This window comes from uncultured Roseibium sp., from assembly GCF_963675095.2.
GTDB lineage: Bacteria > Pseudomonadota > Alphaproteobacteria > Rhizobiales > Stappiaceae > Roseibium.
On the sequence record NZ_CAXXSJ010000012.1, the window covers coordinates 34,660 to 59,488 of the forward strand.

The window sequence follows — 24,829 nt, forward strand, 5'->3', positions numbered from 1 at the left end:
GTCAGAACGCGTTTCCACGGCTCAAGGCCAGGGGCCGCGCCGATTGACAGTATGGAGTAGATGATGGCCCTTGATCTTCAGATGCCGGTCCTCGTGGTCGATGACTACAAGACGATGATCCGGATCATTCGGAACCTGCTCAAGCAGCTTGGTTTCGAAGACATTGATGACGCAGCAGATGGTACCGAAGCGCTCGAAAAAATGAAGCAGCGCCGCTACGGTCTGGTGATTTCCGACTGGAACATGGAACCCATGACCGGTTACGAGCTGCTGAAGCAGGTCCGTGCAGACGGAAGCCTCAGCAAGACCCCGTTCATCATGGTGACGGCGGAATCCAAGACGGAAAACGTCATTGCCGCCAAGAAGGCCGGCGTGAACAACTATATCGTGAAGCCGTTCAATGCGCAGACCTTGAAGGGCAAGATCGAAGCTGTCTTCTCCGACTAATCGGGCGACATGGGCGGACCCCGGCGTCAGGCCGGATCTGCCACCGGAATTGGAAGAGTTCGTTGACAAACTGGTGCGGGGGCATTGGCGCAACGGACTCCTGTTCCTTGTTTGCAACAATGTGAAAACAGGTTTGCGGCAGGGAGCAGACTGGAAGAAAAGGCTTAGAAAATGGCCGCAATGACCAAGGATAACGTGGCGCGAGTCATCGATTTCCTGCAAGAAAACAAGAACCGCGGCGGCGACGTGTCCCTGTCCGATGTCATGCATCTGGCCGAGGTCATGTCCGGCTCGATGCATGAGGTTCTGACCAAGATCCAGCCTGCCGTCACCGAGGAGCTGACCGCGATCGCTCGCGAAATCTCCCGGATGAAGCAGGAGATCACGGACCTCCGCGCCGACGACATGAAGAACAGCCGCATTCCGGAAGCCGGACGCGAGCTGGACGCCATTGTCGAGGCGACCGAGGACGCGACCAACACCATCATGGAAGCGGCCGAAGAAATCATGAGCGCGGATGCAAGCGATCCGCAGGCTTACCAGGATTTCGTCAGCGGCAAGATGATCACGATCTTCGAAGCCTGCACGTTCCAGGACATCACCGGGCAGCGGATTTCCAAGGTCGTCTCCACGCTCAACTTCATCGATGAGCGCGTTTCGGCTTTCGTGGACAAGCTCCGGCTGCCGGAAGGTGAGGGTGTTTCCACCGAGGAAACCGAGGAAGAGCGCCGCAAGCGCGAGCTCATCCTGCACGGGCCGCAGCATGCGGGTGAGGGTGTGTCCCAGTCCGATGTCGACGCCATGCTCGCCGAAGCCCAGAGCGAGATCGACAAGCTGTTCGACTGACCGGTTCCGAATTCGGAAGAATCAAAAAAGCCGCTCCGTTATCGGGGCGGCTTTTTTCATGTCTTGACGACGTTTAGGCGCAAACCGCTTTATTCCGCTGGCGCCGGCTCTCTGCCGGCTTCCACCGCTGCTGCCCGTTTGCGTTCCCGTGCGAGCGAGGTCAGGCCGAAATCGTCCAGGATCGTATAGAAAGCGGGGACGATGAAAACAATCATCAGGGTCGTGCCGAGCAGACCAAAGGAAATGGACGTTACCAGCGGCACCAGGACCTGGGCCTGAGTGCTGGTTTCGAACAGAAGCGGCATCATCCCGACAATTGTCGTCAACGATGTCAGCAGGATCGCCCGAAACCGGGCCTTGGCCCCGGCCGGCGCGATTTCACTGACGCTGGTGACACCCGGCGCATGATGGTTCTTGATGAATTCCACCAGCAAAATGGAGTCATTGACCACGATCCCGGTCAGGGAAATGAAGCCAAGCGTACTCGGTAGCGAAAAGTCGATCCCCATCAGATAATGGCCGAACACCGCGCCGATCAGGGCGAACGGGATCAGCGTCATGACCACGATGGGTTCGGCGTAGCTGCGGAACTGGAAGGACAGGAGGCAGAAGACGAAGATCAGGCCGATCCCGAGGGAGGTGATCATCGAGCCCTGGGTCTTGCCGGCCTTTGCATTTTGTCCTTCCGTCGAGGCGCTCAGGCCCGGATAGGCGGCGAGCAGTTTCGGCAGGAACGCTTTCTGCGTGTTCCTGACGATCTCATTGGCGTTGGCGATACCGGTTTGAATGTCGCCGGTGACAGTCACCGTCGGCATCCGGTCGATCCGGTTGATCCGCGTATATCCGCGCTCGTAGGACGCGTTGGCGACCGCGCCGAGCGGAACCCGATTGCCTTGCGGCGTCTCGATCGTGAACTGTTCGATATCCTCCAGGCTGTCCCGCCCTGAAGACGTCAGCCGGACGTCGATCTCATAGCTTTGCGTGCCGATCTGGATTTCATCGGCAACAATGCCATTGAAGGCCGCCCGGATCTGATTGGCGATCGAGCGGGCATCGAGCCCGAGGGCGCCGGCGCCGTCCCGCAGGGACAGGGACAATTCCGGTTTGCCCGCGGTCAGGTCATCGGAAATGTTGTAGACGCCCTTGTAGCCGGATAACCAGGCCTGAAGGTCGGCCGAAGCCTTGTCCAGTGTGGCGACATCGGCGTGAGACAGGCGCAGCTCGATGGGTCGGCCCGCGGCGCGGCGGGTGGATTCGGTCAGAATGATCTTCCGGACATCGAGCGTCTCCGGCAGTTCTTCCCGCCATCGGGCCATAATGTCCTCGTTCGTCGCGGACCGGAGCGTTCCCGCGATCAGATCCACGTTGATTGTCGCCAGATGGGCGCCGTTCGTGCCGGCGTCGACGTTCTCGTTGAAACGGACAAGTATATTGGTCGTAAGCGATTGCCGATCGACGTTGCCGGACGACAGCTCGTCGCTCACCCGCTGGAGTGCTGCGACCGTTTCCTCCACCACCGCTCGCGTGTCTCCGAGCGTCGCGCGCGACGGCAGTTCGATCCGGGCTTCGATCTGGTCGCCCTGGACGTCCGGAAAGGCCTGGAACTTGACGACGCCGCCGAGCAGCAGGGACAGAGTTCCCAGGAACATCATGACTGCGATTCCGAGCGTCATGTAGCGGTATCTGACCGCCCAGGAGGCGACCGGACCGATGAAATGATCGCGCGCCCAACCAATCCCGGCTTCCGCCTTCCGGGTAACCCAATTTGGCTTCTCAAACCCGCTGCCGTGGGAAAGATGGTTCGGCAGGATCAGGAACGCTTCGACCAGCGATACGCACAGGACCATCAGCATGACGATCGGGACGACGCGCAGGATTTTTCCCAGATCCCCGCTCAGGAAGGCAAGCGCGCCGAAAACGGCCGCGGTTGTCAGGAACGAGGCCATCACGCCGGGCAGGACCTGCTTCGTTCCTTCGACCGCCGCCTCCAGGGGCGGCAAACCGTTCTGGCGTTTGGTGGCGATGTTTTCGGAAATCACGATGGCATCGTCCATGACGATGCCGATGACGATCAACAGCCCGACCAGCGACAGCATGTTGATCGTGATGCCGAAGGCAACCATCAGGGCGACGGCGCCCAGGAACGAGACAGGCAGCCCCATTCCGATCCAGAACGCCTGGCGCCCGCCGAAGAAAATCCACATGGCCGCGACCACGAGGAGCAGCCCCTGAATGCTGTTGGAGATCAGAATTCTCAAACGGTCTTTCAGGGCAACGGAGCCGTCGCGGATCACGGTCAGCTTGAGACTGGGTGGCGCCCTGTGCTGTTCCGCGTCGGCAAACGCTTTGAGGCGATCGATGACCTTGATCAGGTCGTCCTGACGGGTCATGTAAACGTCGAGAACCGCGGCGATTTCGCCGTTGAGCCGGGTTTCGACCTCCTCATCCTCGAACCTGTCGGAAATCCGCGCAATATCGCCGAGACGGATCTGGCCGCCTTGCGACGACGACCGGATGATCACGGATCGGTAGGCGTCGGCCGCGAGCCGTTCATCGGAAAACCGCAGGAGGGTCGTTCCGTCCCTGGAGACGATTTCACCGGCCGGCAGGTTGATGTTCTGGCGAGAAACGGTATTGGCGATTTCTTCAAGCGTCAGGCCGAGTTCTCGTGCCGCCGCATCGTCCACCTCGATCCGGATCTGCCGGTCGGAGAAGCCTTTGACTTCGACCTTCGGAATGCCGCCGAACCGGAGCAGCCGATCCTTGAGGTCATCCGCATAGACCTTCAATTGGGTCCGGTCCGAGATACCCGTGACCACAAGCGAGGCAACGAAACTCATCCGGCCCGCCTGTTCGACGACAGCGTCCTCGACCGCTTCCGGAAAATCGTTGATCGCGCCGATCTCCCGGTCGATGTCGAGCAGAAACTGTTCGATATCGTTCCCCTCGATCATGGTGACGGTGGCAATGGCCACGTTCTCGCGGGCATCGCACTGGATTTCCTCGACATTCTCGACGCCGTCGATCGCATCTTCGATCCGCCGGCAAATCGTGCGTTCCACATCCGCCGCCGTCGCGCCGGGATAGGGGATACTGATCGTGACTTCCTTGATCGGGATCTTCGGAAACGTCTCGATCAAGAGCCTGGGCAGGCTGATCAGGCCGATGAGCAGAAAGCCCGCCATGAGCAGATTGGCCCCGGTGGGATGTTTGGCGAAGAACCGGATCATTGGTCGTTCGCCTCCGGAGCGTCGTCGGCCGCGGCGAGGCGCTTCAGGTAATCTCCCATGGCGGGATCTTCCATCGGCGCCAGAAGCATGCCCTCTACGGCAGGGGAGAGATCGCCGATGACGACACGCGTTCCGTCCGGAAGACTGTTCTGGAGAACGATCGCATCGCCGGATTCAAAAAGCGTTTCGGCCGGCTCAAACCGCAGTCGGTTGTCTCCATCGACCAGGCGGAGACGGCCTTCGAACAGGGCGCTGCGCGGCAGCACCGTCACGCCGTCAACCGCCGGTCCGCGCAGTTCCACATCCACGAACATGCCCTTGATGAGGGGTGGGGTTCTTCCCGGGACAAAATTCCTATAAGGCTCAGCGACCGAGACGATTACCCCGAGCGATCGTGTCGCCGGATCGACCGTATCGCTAATCCTTTTGACATCGGCTTGCCAGGTTGCCGACAGTCCCGACAGATCGAGGCGCACGGTCGCCGACATGCGGGACAATTGCTGGGTCATCTTCTCGAAGCTGATGGTCGGCGCCGAGCCGTGGTTCGACTGCAGCTTGATGAAGCCGGCCATCTTTCTCGGGGTAATCTGGACCTCGACATCCGAGGCATCGATCCCGTCGAGATGGCCGATGGTGCTGCCTCCGCCGACGAACTGATCGATCTCGATAGTCACTTCCGCGACGCGCGCATCGAATGGCGCGGTGATGGTGGTGCGTTCCAGATCGAGTCTGGCATTGTCCAGTTGGACTTCGCTCTTCTTTTTCGCTTGCTCCAGGGCTTTCAGCTTCGTCGGGATCAGGGCGATTTCGGTTTCAAGATTCTGAACCGAGATCTGCCGTTGCAACAGGGCGGATTGCTGGTTCTCAAGCGTCTGGCTGGACACCACATTGCGCCCGGACAGTTCCTGTTTGCGGGCAAGATCTTTTTGCTCCAGGTCCAGCACCGCCTTTTCGATTTCCAGCGACTTGTTCTTGAACTCCAATGTGGCCTTGAGTTCTTCGATATCCGCCTCTGCCGAGGCGATACCGGTCTGCGCTTCCGCGATATCGAGTTCATAGTCTTCCGGAGCGAGTTTCACGAGAACATCGCCTGCCCTGACGAAGGCGCCCTTGACGAAATTCGGGTTGAGATAGGTTACCCGGCCGGCGACCTGGGCGATGCCGTTCCAGGTCCGGGCCGGTGCGGCGGTGCCAAAGCCGCTGATGCGCGGGACAAAGCTTTGCGGAGCGGTCGTTATCACGCGTGCCGTTGTCGCGGTCTCCGCGATTTCCGTTCTGACCGGTGGCTGGCGGTGCGAAACGGCATAAAAGACAAGCCCTGCTCCGATCAGAATGGGCGGAAGGATGAGAAACTTGCGCAGCAGGGACATGAACAGCTCCAGGGCGATGGGCCGGCATTCAGCCGTCGCGGGGTGATTCCGGGACCTCGCGCATTTATAGTTTCACTATTTCAAACATAAGCGCTCCCTTACGCCAAGGCAGAAGACGTCGCAGGGCAGGGCCCGTCTGCCAATTGCTGGCAAACGGACCCGGCCGGATTGACAATTTTTGAAAGGGGAAGTGGACGTTACCAGACCAGGCGCGGCACTGCGGCGAGGGCGGTCAGTCCCTCTTCCGCAAGCCGGCGGCGGATGAGCTGTTCGTCGGGAGCGTCGGTCGGTCCGAAATCCGAGGCGTGAATGCCGCCGGTGATGAACAGGACGTCGATGTCCTGGGAGACAGCGCCGCGAATGTCGGTCGGAAGACCGTCTCCGATGGCGAGAACCTTGCCTTTGTCGACATCCTTGCCGCTGGCCTTGGCGGCCCTGGCAAGGGCTGCGGCGTAGATCGGCGCATGCGGCTTGCCGACGATCATCACGGTACCGCCGAGATCCTCGTAGAGGCGCGCCAGGGCACCGGCGCACCAGATCAGCTGCTCGCCCCGTTCCACCACGATGTCAGGATTGGCGCAGATCATCGGCAGACCGCGTGCCGCGAGCGCCTGGAGCTGATCGCGGTAGTCGTCAGGCGTTTCCTGTTCGTCATCGAACAGCCCGGTGCAGCAGATGATCTCTGCTTCACCTTCCGTGCCGAGAGCGACGCCTGTCCCTTCGTAGACCGTCAGGTCCCGGCCCGGACCGATATGAAACACTTTTGATCCGGCGTTCTGCACCAGCAATTCGCGGGTGACGTCGCCCGAGGTGACGATGTCGTCATAGGCTTCGTTCGGAACGCCCAGCTGGGCGAGCTGTTCGCGCACCGGCGGAGCGGGGCGGGGGGCGTTGGTGATCAGAACGACGACACCACCGGTTTCTTCGCGGAAGGCCCTGAGCGCCTTGTGCGCATGTTCGAAGGCGGCGACACCATTGTGCAGCACGCCCCAGACGTCGCACAGAACAGCGGAATAGTCGGCCGAAAGGGCTTCAAGGCCGGGAACAAGAAGCGGTGCAGAAGCGTTCATGATGGGTCACTCGGGGATGGTAGGATCTGGTAGGATTAGAGCGAGTCGTATTTAAATTGAGCCATTTAATGGAGAAAAGCGGGTCACTCGGCAAGGCGCGTCGTGAAGCGCGATGCGGCGCATCGGGCAAGCGGCGCAACGCTGCCGATGGACCGCTTTTCTCCACCCGAAGGGCCGGGTGGTTTTGCCCGCTGACTGCGTTGGCTCGCACTTGTGGTGGACCTACACCACGGCGCGCAACCCGCCTTGTCAGCAGACAAAATCACCTCGGTCAAATGGTTCAATTTAAATGCGCCTCGCTCTAAGGATTCGACAGTGATGCGCGGCGGACCATATAGGAATGGTGCGTAACGGGAAACCGCAGAAAGGGAATTGAATGCAGGTCAGACAGCTCGGCGAGGCGGTGATCAACCGGATAGCGGCCGGTGAGGTTATCGAGCGGCCGGCCAGTGTGATCAAGGAACTCGTCGAAAATGCCGTCGATGCCCATGCGTCTTCCATCGATGTCGTGACCGCGGCCGGCGGAAAGACCCTCATGCGCGTCTCCGACAATGGGATCGGCATGCAGCGGGAGGACCTGCAGCTTGCGATCCGCCGCCATTGCACGTCCAAGATCTCCAACGACGATCTGTTCGATATCCGCAGCCTCGGGTTCCGCGGCGAGGCGCTGCCTTCCATCGGTTCCGTCGCCCGCCTGGCGATCCAGACCCGCCATGCGGAGGATGACCATGCCTGGAAGATCGCCGTCGAAGGCGGCACCGAGACGCCGCCGGTTCCCGCCGCCAGGACCAAAGGCACACAGGTCGAGGTGCGGGATCTTTTCTTCGCCACGCCCGCCCGGCTCAAGTTCCTGAAATCCGACCGGGCTGAAGCGTCCGCGATCACCGAGGTGGTCAAGCGCATTGCGCTGGCCTATCCGGAGGTCGGATTTTCTCTCTCCGGCGCCGACCGGCAAAGCCAGAGCTGGCCGGCCGCCCGTGGCGAGGACCCGCGCCAGGCACGCATTGCCCAGGTTCTGGGCCAGGAATTCGTCGACAACGCCATGGAAATCGATGCGGCGCGCGAAGGCGTGACCCTGACCGGTTTTGCCGGTTTGCCGACGTTCCATCGCGGCAACGCCCAGCTGCAGTTCTTTTATGTCAACGGCCGCCCGGTGAAGGACAAGCTGCTGCTGTCCGGCTTGCGCGGCGCCTATGCGGATGTCCTGGCCCGCGACCGTCATCCGGTCGTGGTTCTGTTCATCGAACTCGATCCGGCCCTGGTCGACGTCAATGTCCACCCGGCCAAGGCGGATGTCCGTTTTCGCGATCCCCAGTTGGTCCGCGGTCTCCTGGTCGGCGCGATCAAGCAGGCCCTGGTCCAGTCCGGGCACCGCTCATCGACATCCAATGCGGCTGTCGCCATGGAAGCGATCCGATCCGGCGCAGTCGGTCCGGGCGCGCGTCCGCAAGCCGGCTGGTCCGGCAGCTTCCAGCGCTCCGCAGGCTGGGACGCTTCCGCCTTTCGCCCCCATGCAACAACCCCGGCGCCTCAGTTCGGCGGTTTCGCTGAACCTGCGCAGGCATTTTCACAGCCGCTGGAAGAACAAGGCCTCGCCGAACTGGTCCGTCCGTCCGCAGATGCCCGGACGCACGAGGAACCGGTTGAGGAAAACCGGACCCGGCTGCCGCTTGGGGCCGCCCGGGCGCAGGTGCATGAAACCTATATCATCGCCCAGACGGAAGACGGCGTGGTGATCGTCGATCAGCACGCCGCCCATGAACGGCTCGTCTATGAACGGCTGAAAGAGGCGCTTGCCAGCAAACAGGTGGCCCGGCAGCTGCTGCTGATCCCGGAGATCATCGAGATGCCGGAGGAGGACGTCGGCCGTCTGGCGGAGCACGCGGCGGAACTGGAGGAGGTCGGCCTCGTCCTGGAACCGTTCGGCCCCGGCGCCATCGCGGTGAGGGAAACGCCGGCCATGCTTGGCGACATGGATATTCGTGGCATGGTCACGGACCTTGCTGATGAGCTGGTCGAATGGGATACGGCCACGGGCTTGAGGGAAAAACTCGACCATGTAGCGGCGACCATGGCCTGCCACGGATCTGTCCGGGCCGGCCGGCGCATGCGGCCGCAGGAAATGGACGCCCTTTTGCGCGACATGGAGGCGACCCCCTTGTCGGGCCAGTGCAACCACGGCCGTCCGACCTGGGTGGAACTCAAGCTCTCCGATATCGAGCGTCTGTTCGGGCGGAAATAGTCCGGCTAGGCCGTTTTCTTCTCGTCGGCTGCCGGCGTCTCATCTTCGTTGAGCGCATCGAGAACTTCCTGCGGCACGGTCGTGCACAGCCGCTCCAGGGGTTCGGGATGGCCGATCAGGAAGCCCTGGATTTCGTCGCAGCCGTTCGATGCGAGCAGACGCAGTTTTTCCAGGTCTTCCACGCCTTCCGCCACGATGGTCATGTTCAGGACCTTGCCGAGACGGACGACCGTTTCGATGATGGCGAAGGAACTGTAGTTCGATCCGGCTTCGCGAACGAATGACCGGTCGATCTTGATCGTGTCGAACGGGAAGCGGCTCAGGTAGCCGAGGGACGAATAGCCCACTCCGAAATCGTCCAGCGCGATATTGACCCCGATGCCCTTCAATTGGGTCAGGATCGACAGCGCGCGTGCGTCGTCCTCGATGAGGAGGTTCTCGGTAATCTCCAGCTCCAGACGGTGTGGCGCGACATTGGACTCCTCGATCGCCGCGCGAACATTGTCCACGAAGTCCGCGTCGCGGAACTGGACCGGGCTGACGTTGATACTGATGCGGGCATCGCGGATCTTGTCTGCCGCCGTCTTGAGTGCATCTTTAAGGACCCATTTCCCGATCGGGATGATCTGGCCGGACCCTTCGGCAACCGCGATGAAGTCCATCGGGCTGACCAGACCCTTTTCCGGATGGTTCCAACGGATCAGCGCTTCATAGGAATCGATCACGCCGGTCCGCAGGTTGAGGCGCGGCTGGAAGTAGAGTTCGAACTGCTCCTTGCTGATCGCCTCATGCAGGTCGCCTTCCAGTTCGCGGCGCTGGCGGACCTTGTCACCCATTCCCTCCTGGAAGAGGCAATAGGTGTGCCGGCCAAGGCTTTTGGCATTGTAGAGAGCGATATCTGCGTTGGAGATCAGTTGCTCGGCAATGGTTCCGTGCCGGCCGATCATGGCAACGCCGATACTGGCGCTCGGACGGATGATCAGGCCGTTGCCGCAATTGATCGGTTCGGAAAGGCTGCGGACCAGCCGGTGGGCCATGTCTTCGGCCTGATTGGCGAACTGGATCTTGTGCTGGATGATCGCGAATTCATCGCCACCAAGCCTGGAAACGGTATCGCAGGCGCGTGTGTATTTGCGCAGGCGTTCCGCCGTGATCCGGATCACCGTGTCGCCGATCGGATGGCCGTGCAGGTCGTTGATATCCTTGAAACGGTCCAGATCAAGCAGCAAGAGGGCGGCCGTGTCGACACCGGTCAGAACCTGGTCGATCGCGTGATCGAGTTCCGCGTTGAACACCGCCCGGTTCGGAAGGTCGGTCAGGGGATCGTGCTGGGCCAGATGCAGGATCTGGGCTTCCGCCTTCTTCCGGTCGCGCAGGTCGACCAGGGCCGAAACCCGGGTCGGGATGCCGCGATAGGAAATCACCCGGGTGCGAATTTCGACAGGGATCAGCTCGCCGCTGCTGTGGGTGACCTGAAGCTCACGGGGCTCTTTCTCCGCCTTGACCAGATGCTGTTCGAGATCTCCGGCGAGATCAGATTGCACGAATTCGTAAAGTCCGCGCATCTTCAATTTTTCGACCGGATGGCCGAGCAGGCCTTCCAGTGCCGCGTTGCCGTCCAGGATCCGGCCGTCCACGGAAATGACGATGGCATCGAAGGTTGCATTGGCAAGCGCCGACATGCGCTCTGCCTCTTCCCGTGTGCGCTTTGCGTCAGCCGCTTTCAGATGAGCGGTTTCCTCGCTCTGGATCGTGTCCATCAAGGCATTGAACATGCGCGTCAGCCGTTCGGCATCGTCACCGGGCGTCACATCGAGACGCATGGTCAGATCCGCCTTGCCGGCAATCAACCGGTCGAGGGCATCCTCCACATGGCCGATCCCGAGCCGTGTTCCGTGCTCGGCCTCGTTCATGCCGATTTCCTCAGCCTCCCGGTCGACACGCAGGGGAACGACGAGGCTGAGCAGTTTCAGTGACAGATAGCCCAGACCGAAACACCAGACGAAATTGACCGCGACCCCTTCGAGCTGGATCAGGAACTGGGCGCCCCGGTCGTCGAGCGGAAGATTTTCTAGCGGAGCGAGCAGGGCAAGTCCCAGTGTTCCGCAGACACCGGCAATGCCGTGAACGGCAATCGCGTTGACCGCATCATCGATCCTGAACCGCTCGATGAGTGTCGCTCCGAAGACAGCGGCAGCGCCGCCGACAAGGCCGATGACGGCCGATGTGCCAGGGGTCAAGACGTGACAGCCGGCCGTGATGGCGACCAGCCCGCCGAGCATGCCGGAGATCGAGTTTTCCGGCAGGACGATCTTGTCGCGATACCACCCGAGCCCATAGCCGATGGAAGCTCCCGCGGCTGCGGCCACAACGGTGTTGACGATGATCAGCGGCACGTCGCTGTTGGCGGCCAGCGTCGAGCCGCCATTGAAGCCGATCCAGCCGACAAACAGCAGGAAGGCGCCCGTCGTTGCCGTGGCGGCGCTGTGCCCCTGGATCCGTAGCGCCCGGCCCTTGGCATCGAACCGGCCGATACGCGGTCCGATGACGAGGCAGGCGGCCAGCGCGATCCAGCCGCCGGTTCCGTGAACGACGGTCGAACCAGCAAAGTCGACGAACCCGCCTTCGGCAAGGAAGGCACTGGTATTGTGAACGATCGCGCTGCCCCAGGCCCAGTGGGCGAAGAAGGGATAGATCAGTCCGGCCGTGATCAGCGAACACCAGACATAGGCCGCCAGCCGCATGCGCTCCGCGACAGCGCCTGAGATAATCGTCGCCGCGGTCCCGCAGAACATGACCTGAAACGCGAACACCGCAAACCACCAGCTGTCCAGCCCCTGCAGCATGAAGAGCTTGCTGTCGATGCCGACCCAGTAGCCATTGGATTGGCCGAACGCGAACATGAAGCCGACGGCGGCGAAAATCAGAACCGAAAACGTGAAGTCGAGCAGGTTCTTCTGTGCCACATTGATGGAGTTCTTCGAGCGGACCATCCCTGTTTCCAGCAGCATGAACCCGACCTGCATCAGCAGGACGAGTGCCGCGGCAATCATCACCCACACCAGATTCAGGAGATGCTGAAGGTCGGCCACCACGTTCGGAGTGACGGATTCGGCATGGGCCTGCCCGCCCGAAACGAGCGAAAAGATCGGCAAAATGAAGAATAACCCGAACAGGTTACGGGTGAGCGTTTTCATGAACTGGCCCTGAGGTGTCTCGGGTACCAGACTGGAGGCCAATTCCTTAAGTAGTGGTTTTCATAGCAAAATTTGACGAAATCAAAACGGCACTAATTTTAGGTAATTGACTAAATTTTGGGCGATCTACAGGTGTTGGAAAGCAATTTTTAACCTGAATTAACGCTAGGGCCGTGAACGTTTACATCTAACGTAACGTAAATACTATCGCAGGATCTTGAAAAAGTTGCGTAATATTTCGGACGCACGTCGCTCCCCGATGCCCGCATAGACTTCCGGCGCATGGTGGCAGGTTTTCTGGGAAAAGAACCGGGTGCCGTGATCGACCGCGCCGCCCTTCTCGTCTCCCGCACCATAATAGAGGCGGCGGATCCGGGCAAAGGAAATGGCCGCCGCGCACATCGGGCAGGGTTCCAGGGTGACATACAGATCGCAATCGGGAAGTCTCTGGGATTGAAGCGACTGGCAAATTGCCCGGATCACGAGGATTTCCGCATGGGCGGTCGGATCGTTGAACTCCAGGGTTCGGTTGCCGTCGCGTGCAAGAATTTCGCCGTCCCTGACCAGCACGGCGCCCACGGGCACCTCTCCGCGTTCGCCGGCGCGCTCGGCTTCCTGATGGGCAATATCCATGAAGGATTTCATGGAACTTGCGGTGCTGTCTTTCGTCATGTGGCCGGCTGCGCGATGGTGGATCCTGTCCCCGTTCTAGCGGCGCGCCGGGAAAAAGTCAGCAGATGCGCGCTGGGCAGGCTTTTCCAAAATGTTACGGAAGACGAATATGGATGAACTTGCCGATTCCCGAAACGGCAAAGCTCTGCTATGACGCGCGCATGACAACAGATCAGACTTCCCGCAAACGCCGTCCTCCGCACCAGGGTTCAGGCGGTAAGAAGCGTGCCGCAGGTGCCCGCGACCATGCCGGGCCGCGCAAGAACGATCGTCCGTCCGGACCGGGCGGGCCCAAGAACCGTTCGGCCGGACCGAAAAAAGGGGCTCCGTCCCGCACGCAAAAGCGGGGCGACCGTCCGGAGCAGGCACCTTCTTTCAGAGACGAGGGCCAGGATCGTGGCGAGCGCATCGCCAAGGTGATGGCACGCGTCGGCCTGTGCTCCCGGCGCGAGGCGGAGAAATGGATCGAAGCAGGCCGTGTGGAACTCAACGGCAAGGTGCTCGACACGCCGGCCGTCACAGTAACGGCAGGCGACAAGGTGCTGGTCGACGGCGAGCCGCTGCCGCTGCGCGAGCGCACCCGGCTCTGGCTCTATCACAAGCCGCGCGGACTGGTGACGACCAACCGCGATCCGGAAGGCCGGCCGACCGTGTTCGACCGGTTGCCCGACGATCTGCCGCGGGTGCTGGCCGTGGGGCGGCTGGACATCAACACCGAGGGCCTGCTGCTGCTGACCAACGACGGCGGCCTGGCGCGCGTTCTGGAATTGCCGGCGACCGGCTGGCTGCGCCGTTACCGGGTCCGTGCGTTCGGCAAGGTAACCCAGGCGGATCTGGATGGTCTGGCGGAAGGCATTGCCATCGACGGCGTCCTCTACGGGGCGATCGAGGCAACCCTGGACAAGGAGCAGGGCGACAACGTCTGGCTCACAGTAGGTCTGCGCGAGGGCAAGAACCGGGAAGTCAAGCGGGTGCTGGAACATCTCGGCCTCGCCGTGAACCGCCTGATCCGTCTTTCTTTCGGCCCCTTCCAGCTTCAGGATCTCGACGAAGGCGCGGTCCGCGAAATCCGCGGCCGGGTTCTGCGGGATCAGCTCGGTGAAAAACTGGCCGAGGAAGCCGGCGCCGATTTCGACGCACCGATCCTCCACGAGCCGAAACCGGTTGCCGAGAAAAAACCGGCTGGAGGCCGGGCGCGGTCTCAGGAAAGAGGCCGGCAGGACGGACCGAAAGGCAGCTGGATGACCGCCCGCGACGGGGCTGAGGCGACATCCCGTGGCAAGAAGGTTCGTAAACCGTCCGGACCGGACCGGGGAGGCGACAAGCCCAAGCGGCGCAAGAATGCGGGCGAGCGCCAAGAAAAGATTTCGCCGCGCAGCCGGTTCCGCATGACATCGGAACCCAAGCCCCGGCGAGACTTCGACCGGGACGAAGCGCCGGCAGCACCCAAGCGCCGCATCTGGAGCGACGAGGGGCTGGTCGAGGACAAGCAGCAGGAAAGCCGGACGTCCCGACCCAAAGGTCCGCCCCGTGACGGGGGCTCGAGAGGCGGCCGCTCTTGAGGATCGTTGCGGGCCGTTTCAAAGGCGCTCAACTGGCGACGCCGAAGTCCCAGGCGACGCGGCCGACAAGCGACCGCCTGCGCGAGACGGTTTTCAATATCCTCGCCCACGGCATCGGACTGGATCTGGACGGCATGCGGGTCCTGGACCTCTTTGCCGGTACCGGCGCGCTCGGATTTGAAGCCATCAGCCGGGGCGCGCGCCATTGCACGTTTATCGAAGATGCCGCCGAAGCGCGCGGTGTCATTCGCAAGAACATGGAAGCATTCGGCCTCAACGGGGCCGCGAAAATCCTCCGACGGGACGCAACCCGGATGGGGGACGCGGGAACGATCGAACCCTTCGATCTGGTTTTCGCCGACCCGCCTTATGGCATGGGCTTGGGCGAAAAGGCGCTTGCTTCGGCGGCCTCCGGCGGCTGGATGAAACCCGGCGCGATCTGCGTGCTGGAAGAACGGGCGAACGTGCTCGTGGAACGGCCGGCCGGATTCGAGGAACTGGATCGCCGGACTGCGGGCGACAGCCAGGTCATCTTCCTGAAGCGTTCTTAGGACCCGGCTTTAGGATCCACCGGGCATCATCACGTAAACGGTCTTCTGAAGAGGTAGCTTGTCGCGTCTTGCGATAAGAACAGGGTCCGTCGCCATCTGCACGTCATAGCCGTCCGCGGTCGCGCGCGCCATGAAGGTTTCCAGCGCCCCATGGAAGTGAAAGTGCATGGGGATGACCATTGCCGGGCGGACTGCGGCCAGCACATCCATCAGACTGTCGATCCGCAGGGTCGAGGTATTGTCGATGGCGGCGAAGACGATGTCGATCTGCCCGAGACGCGTCAAATCCTCCTGGGTCAGCCGCTGATGCAGATGGCCCAGATGCGCGATGCACAGGTCGGCGACTTCAAAGATGAAGATTGAATTTCCGAGCCGGTGGACCTCTCCGTCCCAGCCGCGGGTATTGGTCTGGATATTGCGGATCCGGACGTCGCCCACGGTGAGATCGTGGTCGATCGGTCCGCCTTGCCGGTTCCAGCCGTAAAGCAGGTGCTCGATGGCGGGGTCCGGAAGCAGGGAATAGTGGGTGCTGTGCGCGCCGTTCATGGTCGCGACCGTTGGTGCACGGCGGGGCCGGACACTGTCGTTGTAATCCGTCGCGATCCGGATGCCTTGAGGCGTCTCCAGCTCAAAGGTCGAATGGCCGATATAGCGGATCTGAACCTCGTTCGGCGCCAGCGCGACCCGGACGAGGCGCGGTCCGTATGCCGGCGCATTGTCCGCAATCAACTGACAGACCGCGGACGCGGGCGTTGAAATCAGAAGGGAGAAGAGGAGTGCGAGGAACGCGTAGGCGTTCTGGTGCGGCAATGCATATGAAAGAGGTCTCAAGATGGGTCCTCCCGCAGGCTGGCCGTTGCATCCGGACCCGAATGTCCAGATTACCTAAGGGTAGGGCAGCTGCCGGCCGTTGCAAGCCTATTCTCGCGCCATCAGGGTGAGGAGGGTGCGTCGTGGCCGAAGGAGAAAAAGAATTGGCAACCGTTCCGGGAGGAAACTCTAAGGGATTGGAACGGTTGCCAGGTGGGGGCGGGTGGGAGGAAGAACCTGCCCCGGAAATACGGACTGGAAACCTCAGACTTTATGCAGGCTGACCTGCCGCTTCGGGATCCGGGAAGACATGTAGGTGTCGCTTGCCAGCGTCGCAGCCATGTGCGTGGCCTGGAAGTGAATGAGTTCTCCGGCGTGCCCTGCTTCTTCGACCAGGCTGCGCCGGCTGCACTGGCTTGCGATCGTCAGGCCGAGTCTGCGCAGATGCGAGCGCCGATAGCAGTAGACGGCAAGCCGGCCGCGTTGCTCATCGGGCAAGGCATTCGTCTGTTGTGTGACATCGGTCGGCGTCAGGCGCAGAAGCGTGTTCAAAAACTCCTCTGCGACCGGACATCCTTCGATGTCTATTGACCCAGCACCCCGAAGCATCGATCAAAGTCTCCATTAACGTGAGACTAGAGTCGCGTTACGGAATTAATTTTTTATTAATTGCGGACTTGGGTAAAATAATTAGGTAGTACTGTCTATAATTTATATTTGAGATATCTCTTACCGTTCATTGGTAAAACTATGGAGGACGAGGTCTTCCAGCTGGGCGCGCAAATGCTCCCGCAAAGGCGCCGTCCGCTCCAGAATGTCCTTTGTTTTCAAGAAGTCCAGAACACGGACGTTGTCGTGTTCCGGCTGAACCAGAATGTCCGGCCGCTGTTTTTGCAGCTTTCCGGCGGTAATACTTTGCATCAGGATTTGTGAGGTGCCGAAAAGGGATTCCATGGTTGTCGGCACCTCCCGCCCCGCCTGTCTGACCGGTGCGCCGACCACGTCGACCGCAATGACGATGTCACAGTCTGCGGGCAGCCGGTCGAAGGGAAGGGGATTGATCACGCCGCCATCGATCAGGATCCGGCCCTGGCGCTCGACCGGCTTGAAGACCGCCGGAATGGCGATCGAGGCGGCGATGGCCGGCAGAAGCGGGCCGGAACTGATCACCACTTCCGAGCAGCCGTAAAAGTCCGTCGCCATGACGTTGAGTGGTATGGCAAGGTCTTCGAACGTATCCGGAAGATATTCGGCGAGGAAGACTTCAAGCACCTTCTGCGGATCGAATGTGACCAGATTGCCGGTGAAGACTTCCGCGAAGCGTTTCGGCCGCAACTTCCACAGATGGGACAGGACCGTGTTTCGGTCCGCAAACGTCTCAAGGGCAATCTTGCGGATATCCGCGCCGGTGAGGCCGCTTGCGTAGGCCGCGCCCATGATCGCACCGATCGAGGATCCGGTAATCGCGTGCGGACGGATGCCCAGGTCGTCGAAAGCCTCCAGCACCGGGATATGAGAAATGCCCCGGGCGCCTCCGCCCCCGAGGGCAAGGCCGATGCGCGGCTGCGTCATGGGTCGGTTTCTCCTTTGCTGCCCATTTTGAAAGTGGGGATGAGATAGGCAATGTCAAAGCCCCGGATTCAGCCGGTGGCGCCCGCTAGCGGGAGCCGGCGAGCGTAAATGCGAATCCAATGCGGCAGGAAAATGATATCGCCTGTCCCTAGCCCAGGACATCTTTTTGGGTGTTTGAGGCCGGGGCGGAAGATCAGATCATGGAGACCAGTTCTTCCGGAGCATCCTGAAGCCAGCCTGTGATATCCTCATAAGGCATCGGCCGGGCGATAAAGTACCCCTGTACGGAGAAGTCGCCCATCATCTGGAGCCGGTCGATTTGCGCTTCCGTTTCCACGCCTTCACAGATCAGGTCGATATTGAGCGCCCGGGCCAGGTGGATCAACTGATTGACCACGATTTCCTTGCGGTTGTCATCGAGGATCTGGGCCGTGAAGGAACGGTCGATTTTCAGGCCGTTGATCGGCAGGTCCGCGACATGGGACAGCGACGCATAGCCCGTGCCGAAATCGTCCAGCTCGATGTGTACGCCCAGCCTGTGCAATTCGTCGAGAACCTGTACGTTGTCGGAGCGGCTGTCGTCGAGGAATACCGATTCCAGCACTTCCGCGGTTATATTTTCCGGCCCCACGCCGTGACGCTCCATCGCCTTGTTGAAATCGTGAAGCAAGGTGCCCGAGGTCAGGTGCGAAGGCGACAGGTTGACGGCGATCCGCCCGAACTCCACGCCCTGGTCCTGCCAGGACCGGGCCGCGGCCAGGGCCTTGTTGATCACGATTTCGCCAAGCGTGGAGGCAAGATTGGATTTCTCCACGACAGGCAGGAAGGCGCCCGGTCCGAGCGTGCCGCGCGTCGGGTGCTGCCAGCGGACCAGCGCCTCGATGCCGGTCACCCGCTGGGTGCGGATGTTGACCTGCGGCTGGAACACGAGGAAGAACTCGTCGCGGCGGATCGCCTGGCGCAGCTCCTTGTCCATGCGGGCTTCTTCGTCGCTGTCGATCTTCATGTCGCTGGTGAAGTAGCTCCAGCGGTCCTTTCCATCGTCCTTCGACCGGTAAAGGGCCAGGTCGGCGTGCACCAGCAGGGTACCGAAATCATCGCCGTCCTCCGGACAGCGGGCGACGCCCATGCTGACGGATGGCCAGATCTGGTTGCCTTCGAATTCCATCGGCGCACGCATGACGACGTTCAGCCGTTCGCAGAGTTCTTCCGGATCCGACCCTGGATCCTGAGCAATCACCACGAATTCGTCGCCGCCCCAGCGATAGGCGGTGCCAAGTCCGACGCAGCACAATTTGAGGCGCTCGCCGACCTCTTCCAGGCAGCTGTCGCCGGCTGTGTGTCCGAGCGTGTCGTTGATGCGCTTGAAGTTATCCAGGTCCATGTGGATGATGAACGCGGGCCGGTCCTGATTTTCCGGGGCAAACAGGCGTTCTGCCTCGCGCTGACATCCGGCCCGGTTCGGCAATTGGGTCAGGGCATCGAAATAGGCCATCCGTTCGGCCTTTTCCCGGGCCGCCTCTGTTTCCTTTTCGCGCACCATCCGTTCGGAAATGTCATTGGCAATGGCAACAATCAGATCCTTGTTGCGTTCCCGATGGACCTGCAGGCGCACTTCAACCGGATATTCGGAGCCGTCCTTCCGCTTCAGCGCGCCATGGATGTTCAAGAGTGTGGTTTCTCCGCTCAGAAGCGGTTTGATGAGGTCCCGGTAATAGTCTTCCGAATAGTCCGGATTGACGCTCCAGGCATGCATGATCAGCAGCTCTTCCATCGAGTAACCGAGGTTCTCGCGGGCGCATTTGTTTGCATGCTCGAACAGGAACGTGTTGGCGTCGAAGACATAGACTTCATTCAGAGACGCTTCGAGAATACCCGCCAGGCGCTGGTTCTGCTCCTGGGCTGCGTGCCAGTCCGTGATGTCATGGGTCGTTCCGATGACCCGTGACGCAACGCCGTTTTCGTCCGCGATGACATAGCCGCGCACGCGAAGGTATCGGATTGCGCCATCGCGACGGACGATCTGGTGTTCGAAGTCGAAGTCGGCGCAATCCTTGACCGCCTTGTCCAGGCAGGCCTCCACATAGGGCCGCTCGGGAGGCGGAATGATCCGGTAGAGATATTGTCTGCCGACAATGGGATCCGTATCGCCCGGCAGGCCGACGATTCGGAACATTTCCTGGGTCCAGTGCAGCATCCCGGTCGTCAGGTCCCGTTCCCAGCTTCCGACGGCCGCGATCTTCTGCGCCTCGATGAGCCGGTACCGGCTGTGTTCCAGTTCCTTGGTATTGGCGGCGACTTCGCTTTCCAGCTTTTGCCGCGTCTCGCGGATCGAGTTCTGGAGTGAGAAAATCAGGCGTTTGAAGATGAACCAGGACAGGGTCGCAAGGATGACGCCGATCAGGAGCGAGACACCGGTGCTTCGGGCGAAGGAGCGGAAACTGTCGGTGATGTCGTGCAGAAGGATCAGCGTGCTCGGCATGCTGCCGTCGGCCATGGTCAGCGGAACACTCGACAGGACTTTCAGGCGCCCGCGGTCCACGAAAACTCTGGACAGGAACGAACTGGCGGTAAGGCCCTGTTCGAGCAACGTGTGGAAACTCTCCGGAAGATGCCCGGACGTTGCCTTGAGGTAAGCATATCCGCCGCTGCTGTCCCATCCGTCGGAACGCAGCATAAGTCCCGGATTGTTCTGCAGGTGATCCTGGGAATACACCTCCAGCACTTCCGTATTCAATGATGAGCCGATCAGGATAAGCGGCCGCTGAAGAGTCATGGTCAGCTTGACGAAACCGATCAGTTCTCCGTCCACCTTCCACGGTCGAACGGCCGCGATTGCCGTCTGCCCGTTGCTGTCCAGTTCAAAACCGCGGGTTACCCGGTCGACCGTCTTCGCAAGTTGGACGAGATAGGTCGTGTCTGCCTTTTCGAACAGGCCCGGCTCAAAAGCCTGATATTCGTGGGTTAAGCCCGCGTCGTAAATCGTGAATTCGGAGACGTCGTGAAAGGTCTCCATTTCGGCAAGCAGCTTGGAGGCCGCGGCACGGATCCTGTCTGTGCTGCCGCTCTTCATGGCCTCGATCATTGTGCTGTTGGTCGTGATGCCCAAAAGCGTCTGTTCAAGTCCGGATGAACCGATAGCCTTTTGATGCTGGAGCAGCTTTTCCGCCGTGTCTGTCGCCTGATCCAGCGGAGCTTCCAGGTTATGATATTCATTGACGAAGTTTTGTGTCGTCAGGGCTGCTACGGTCAGGAAGAGAAAGAGCAGGAAAATCGCCTTCAGAGGTCTGGCGATCTGACGGCCACCTGCGGTCCAATCGCGTAATATTCGGTCGAGGCGCGCGGAAAACCGTGCACCGTACGAGCGATTACCATTGGTGTTCGACGATGGCTTTTCGACGCCCACAACTAACTCCCCGGCAGCATTTTGCTGCTTGTTCCTGTGATGTTGGTCCGTCGGAACTGGCCGCCCGGTCGAGGAGTTCTGTTCTCTGGTTTCCTCGAATGGGCTTAAGACGCACCATCAACAACAAGCAATTTACACTGCACAAGTTAACCTGGGTTGAATCTTTCAAGATTAACCGACCAGTAACGTGTTGGGCAGGCAGTAAATTCCAGTATGTGATTTAACATGCTTCCGGGAAAAGCAGTTGAGCGGTGCATTGGTCAGGCTATGTAAGCAAGAAATGGATGTCGAATAACCGGGGAAAAGCTTGGTGTTTTCGCCGCTGGAGGAAAAGCCCTGCCTTGCAAGCCGGGGCCTTGCGCAATGCATCTGTTTCCCTGTGTCCAAGGTTTTGCGAAACGGCCAAGTCTGCGCGCCAAAACACGATTTGAATGCGGATCGATCCGAAACTAGGTATTTTTTAGAATATTTTTCTCTTGGGTTCAGGCCGCTTCCTGCAAAAAAGGCAGAAGCTTTTCCAGGAGTTCTTCCGGGTTTTCTTCGGCCATGAAATGACCGCCGTTAATCGCGAAACCCTGGACATCGCAGGCCCACCTCTGCCACACATCGAGTGGCGTTTCGCCCGATTGTGCGATCCCTGCGCCGCCCCACAAGGCCAGAAGCGGAACGTCGATCTTATGTCTTGCCTCGACATCTGCGGTGTCATGGTCGAGGTCGATGGTTGCGCCGGCGCGGTAATCCTCGCAGGTGGCAGCGATCCGGTCCGGCTGGCTGAAGAAGGCGTGGTAGTGGGCAAGTGCATCCGGGTGAAAGGCGGAGAGGTCCTTCGTTGCGGTCCAGCTCGCCAGCGTATGGTCGAGATAGGAGCCGGCCGATGCGGCGATCAGGTTTTCCGGAAAAGGAGCCGGCTGCGCCAGAAACGCCCAATGATAGATCTTGAGCGCGAAGGCCCGGTCCATCCTGCGCCAGTAATCGAAGGTCGGCAGAATATCGAGAACGGCGACTCTGACGAGACGGTCCGGATGGTCGAGCGCCATGCGGTAGGAGACCCGGGCGCCCCGGTCGTGTCCCACCAGTGTGAAGCGATCATGTCCCAGAGACAGCATCAGATCGACCAGGGCATCTGCAACGGCCCGCTTGGAATAGGCGGCGTGATCGTCACTGAGGGCCGGGATCGATGACCGGCCGTAGCCGGGCAGATCGGGGATCACAAGCGTGAAGCGTTTGGCGAGTTCCGGCGCCACCTTGTGCCACATCGCGTGGGTTTGCGGATATCCGTGGACCAGAAGCAGAGGCTGCCCTTGACCGCCCACGCGGCAGAACAGTCTGCCGGACCGGGTTTCAATATGCCGGGTTTCGAAGCCCGGAAACAGGTCCGGCAATGCGGCTTCCGACATGTGATCGCTCCCTCGGCTGTGTTCTGCGCCGGGAGATTTGCACGGGCAAATGAGACGTGCAAGTCGCCGCCGTCCCGAAAACGATCGTCGTCTTTTGGCTTACGAGGACTTTTCCCGGGAGATCGCACGCCAGCCGATATCGGAACGGCAGAACCCTTCCGGCCAGTCGATCCTGGCGATGGCGGCGTAGGCCTTGTCCCTGGCTTCTCCAACGGATTTCCCGACCGCGGTGATGTTCAGAACCCGGCCGCCATTGGCAAGGATCCGGTCTCCGTCGGCTTTGGTGCCGGCATGAAAGATCTCGATATCGGGATCCTGCGCAGCATCCTCCAGGTTCCGGATTTCCGTACCTTTCTGGTAGGATCCGGGATATCCCTTGGCGGCCATCACAACGGTCATGGCCACGTCGTCTTTCCAGCGGGCGGAGACCTTGTCCAGGGTTCCATCCGCGGCGGCAAGCATCAGTGTCAGGATATCGTCTTTCAACCGCACCATGAGCACCTGGCATTCCGGATCGCCGAAACGGGTGTTGTATTCGATCAGTTTCGGGCCTTGGTCGGTAATCATCAGGCCGGCATAAAGCACGCCCTTGAAGGGCATGCCGCGCCTGGCCATCGTTGCGACGGTTGGTTCGATGATCTCCGAAAGCGTGCGCGCGACGAGCTCCTCGGTCATGACTGGAGCGGGCGAATAGGCGCCCATGCCGCCGGTATTCGGACCTTGATCGCCGTCGAAGGCGCGCTTGTGATCCTGTGCCGTTGCAAGCGGTAGAGCGGTGGCTCCGTCGACGAGCACGAAGAAACTGGCTTCCTCGCCGGTCAGGAACTCCTCGATAACGACTTCCGCGCCGGCGTCGCCGAAGCTGCCGTCAAAGCAGGCCTCGACCGCCTCAACCGCTTCGTCGAGCGTCATGGCGACGACAACACCCTTGCCGGCGGCGAGCCCGTCGGCCTTGACGACGATCGGGGCGCCTTTTTCCCGCACATAGGCGAGCGCGGGGTCCTTGGTATCGAATCTCGCGTAGGCTGCCGTGGGAATGCCGGCTTCGTCGCAGACACCCTTGGTAAACGCCTTGGAACCTTCCAGCTGGGCCGCGGCCCTGGTCGGACCGAAGGCCTTGATGCCGGCGGCGGTCAAATCGTCGACCAGACCGGCGACCAGCGGCGCTTCCGGTCCGACGACGACAAAGTCGATCGCCTTGTCCTTGCAGAAAGCAATCACGGTCTCGTGGTCTTCGATGTCAAGGGACACGAGATCGGCGACCTGCGCGATCCCCGCATTGCCCGGCGATGCATAAAGTTTCGTCAGAAGCGGCGAATTGGAGATCGCCCAGGCGAGGGCATGTTCGCGGCCACCGGAACCGATCAGCAGGATGTTCATGGCGGGCTGTCTCTCAAGGCATTACGGATGTGCTGTCGGAATTACTCTCCAGCAGCTTGGTCAGGTCCGCGGTCACCTAGCATGCCGGGTCGGGATCGGCAATGCGACGGGAGGGGTCTGCCCACAACCGCGGGCGGTTTCCGGGCACGTCACGAGTGTACCGTTACGTCATGTATTGAATATTTTGCATATAAGGCGGCAGGTGCCTTCTTTAAGTGCAACCAAGGGCTTGTGAAAACAGTCAGTGTTGCTACAGAAAAGGCATGGTCCTCGCGAATACGCTTCTACTTGTGGCGCAGGCCACGGTTTACTTCACCGTCATGATGGCACTGCTGCATGCCCGTCGGGTAATAGGCATCGGTGTGTTCATGTGCGCGCTGGGGGTCATGCACTTTCTGGAGACCTATCTGGCGAGTGTTTATTACGTTACGACACCTGTTGGAATCCTGTCGCCCGGCTCGACCGTGCTTTTTTCCGGCAAGTTGTTGATGATCCTGTTGCTTTACATTCGCGAGGATGCGCTGGTCGCGCGCCAGCCGATCTACGGCCTGCTCATCGGCAATTTCCTGATCGTTGCCCTGGTGATGCTTCTGCGGAACCATGACACGATCGGCGCCGTGGGAGGCCGCGTACCGGATATCGGCTTTGTCGACGAGATGGGCTGGCTCATGGTCTGGGGAACCAGTCTCCTGTTCATCGATTCCATTGCGATCATCTTGCTCTACGAGCGGTTGGGAAAATGGTTCGGCCGGCATTTGTGCCTGCGATTCCTGATCTGCGGAGCGATCGTTCTGACCTTCGACCAGGCGGGATTCTATCTGGCGCTTCGATATGTCGCCCAGGTTCCGATCGAGGTGTTTTTCGGCGGGTGGGCCGCAAAAATGGCCGCCGCTCTCGTCTTCACGTTGTTTTTCGTGATTTACCTGAAATTCTTCGATGATGAGAATTCCTGGCTCTCCAACCGGTCGTTCAAGGATGCTTTCCAGGTCCTGACCTACCGGGAACGCTATGAGGACCTGCTTCAGGTCGTGAACAAGGATCACCTGACGGGCGCATTCCACCGCCGGCACTACGACA

At 60.6% G+C, this 24,829-nt stretch carries 16 protein-coding genes and 1 pseudogene; 6 read left to right on the forward strand and 11 right to left on the reverse strand.

What is annotated here, in order from left to right:
* The first annotated feature begins 63 nt into the window (after nt 1–63).
* Nucleotides 64–447, forward strand: coding sequence for a response regulator (locus ABIN98_RS04875; protein WP_006935666.1), 384 nt, complete (start codon nt 64–66; stop codon nt 445–447).
* Between the two features lie 180 nt (nt 448–627).
* Nucleotides 628–1,293, forward strand: a complete 666-nt coding sequence (locus ABIN98_RS04880; protein WP_346907909.1) for a chemotaxis protein — start codon at nt 628–630, stop codon at nt 1,291–1,293.
* Nucleotides 1,294–1,382: 89 nt separating this feature from the next.
* Here the strand turns inward: ABIN98_RS04880 and ABIN98_RS04885 are convergent, their stop codons facing one another.
* The 3 genes from ABIN98_RS04885 to ABIN98_RS04895 all read right to left on the reverse strand — a co-directional run bounded on the left by ABIN98_RS04885 (nt 1,383) and on the right by ABIN98_RS04895 (nt 6,963).
* A complete protein-coding gene (locus ABIN98_RS04885; RefSeq protein ID WP_346907911.1) occupies nt 1,383–4,523 on the reverse strand; it encodes an efflux RND transporter permease subunit in 3,141 nt (1,046 codons plus the stop codon).
* Nucleotides 4,520–5,893, reverse strand: coding sequence for a hemolysin D (locus ABIN98_RS04890; protein ID WP_346907912.1), 1,374 nt, complete (start codon nt 5,891–5,893; stop codon nt 4,520–4,522). The genes ABIN98_RS04885 and ABIN98_RS04890 overlap by 4 nt, the downstream gene beginning before the upstream one ends.
* A gap of 197 nt (nt 5,894–6,090) precedes the next feature.
* Complete coding sequence (locus ABIN98_RS04895) at nt 6,091–6,963, reverse strand: TIGR01459 family HAD-type hydrolase (protein ID WP_346907914.1); 873 nt, start codon at nt 6,961–6,963, stop codon at nt 6,091–6,093.
* A 376-nt stretch (nt 6,964–7,339) separates the two neighbouring features.
* Between ABIN98_RS04895 and mutL the strand changes: the two genes are divergently transcribed.
* Nucleotides 7,340–9,205, forward strand: a complete 1,866-nt coding sequence (mutL, locus tag ABIN98_RS04900; protein WP_346907916.1) for a DNA mismatch repair endonuclease MutL — start codon at nt 7,340–7,342, stop codon at nt 9,203–9,205.
* A gap of 5 nt (nt 9,206–9,210) precedes the next feature.
* Here mutL and amt read toward each other — a convergent pair whose 3' ends face one another.
* A complete protein-coding gene (amt, locus tag ABIN98_RS04905; protein WP_346907918.1) occupies nt 9,211–12,402 on the reverse strand; it encodes an ammonium transporter in 3,192 nt (1,063 codons plus the stop codon).
* A 204-nt stretch (nt 12,403–12,606) separates the two neighbouring features.
* On the reverse strand, nt 12,607–13,074 hold the full coding sequence (locus tag ABIN98_RS04910; RefSeq protein ID WP_346907920.1) for a nucleoside deaminase: 468 nt from the start codon (nt 13,072–13,074) through the stop codon (nt 12,607–12,609).
* A 113-nt stretch (nt 13,075–13,187) separates the two neighbouring features.
* On the opposite strand from ABIN98_RS04910, the gene ABIN98_RS04915 reads away from it, so the two are divergent.
* Nucleotides 13,188–14,636, forward strand: coding sequence for a pseudouridine synthase (locus tag ABIN98_RS04915; RefSeq protein WP_346907922.1), 1,449 nt, complete (start codon nt 13,188–13,190; stop codon nt 14,634–14,636).
* Entirely contained in the window at nt 14,633–15,187 is a 555-nt protein-coding gene (gene rsmD / locus ABIN98_RS04920; protein WP_346907924.1) for a 16S rRNA (guanine(966)-N(2))-methyltransferase RsmD, read from the forward strand. The genes ABIN98_RS04915 and rsmD overlap by 4 nt, the downstream gene beginning before the upstream one ends.
* A gap of 9 nt (nt 15,188–15,196) precedes the next feature.
* On the opposite strand, the gene ABIN98_RS04925 is transcribed toward rsmD, so the two are convergent.
* The 6 genes from ABIN98_RS04925 to purD form a co-directional block, all read right to left on the reverse strand.
* Nucleotides 15,197–16,018, reverse strand: coding sequence for an MBL fold metallo-hydrolase (locus ABIN98_RS04925; protein WP_346907926.1), 822 nt, complete (start codon nt 16,016–16,018; stop codon nt 15,197–15,199).
* A gap of 243 nt (nt 16,019–16,261) precedes the next feature.
* Nucleotides 16,262–16,606, reverse strand: a complete 345-nt coding sequence (locus tag ABIN98_RS04930; RefSeq protein ID WP_346907928.1) for a hypothetical protein — start codon at nt 16,604–16,606, stop codon at nt 16,262–16,264.
* 120 nt (nt 16,607–16,726) lie between these two features.
* Nucleotides 16,727–17,569 carry a patatin-like phospholipase family protein gene (locus ABIN98_RS04935; RefSeq protein WP_346907929.1) on the reverse strand — a complete coding sequence of 281 codons (843 nt, stop codon included), beginning with the start codon at nt 17,567–17,569 and terminating at the stop codon, nt 16,727–16,729.
* Between the two features lie 193 nt (nt 17,570–17,762).
* On the reverse strand, nt 17,763–20,975 hold the full coding sequence (locus ABIN98_RS04940) for an EAL domain-containing protein (protein ID WP_346907931.1): 3,213 nt from the start codon (nt 20,973–20,975) through the stop codon (nt 17,763–17,765).
* A 482-nt stretch (nt 20,976–21,457) separates the two neighbouring features.
* A complete protein-coding gene (locus ABIN98_RS04945; protein WP_346907932.1) occupies nt 21,458–22,372 on the reverse strand; it encodes an alpha/beta hydrolase in 915 nt (304 codons plus the stop codon).
* Nucleotides 22,373–22,471: 99 nt separating this feature from the next.
* Complete coding sequence (gene purD, locus ABIN98_RS04950) at nt 22,472–23,752, reverse strand: phosphoribosylamine--glycine ligase (RefSeq protein ID WP_346907934.1); 1,281 nt, start codon at nt 23,750–23,752, stop codon at nt 22,472–22,474.
* A gap of 263 nt (nt 23,753–24,015) precedes the next feature.
* Between purD and ABIN98_RS04955 the strand changes: the two are divergent.
* Nucleotides 24,016–24,829 (forward strand): annotated as a pseudogene (locus tag ABIN98_RS04955) (GGDEF domain-containing protein); the annotation flags it as partial.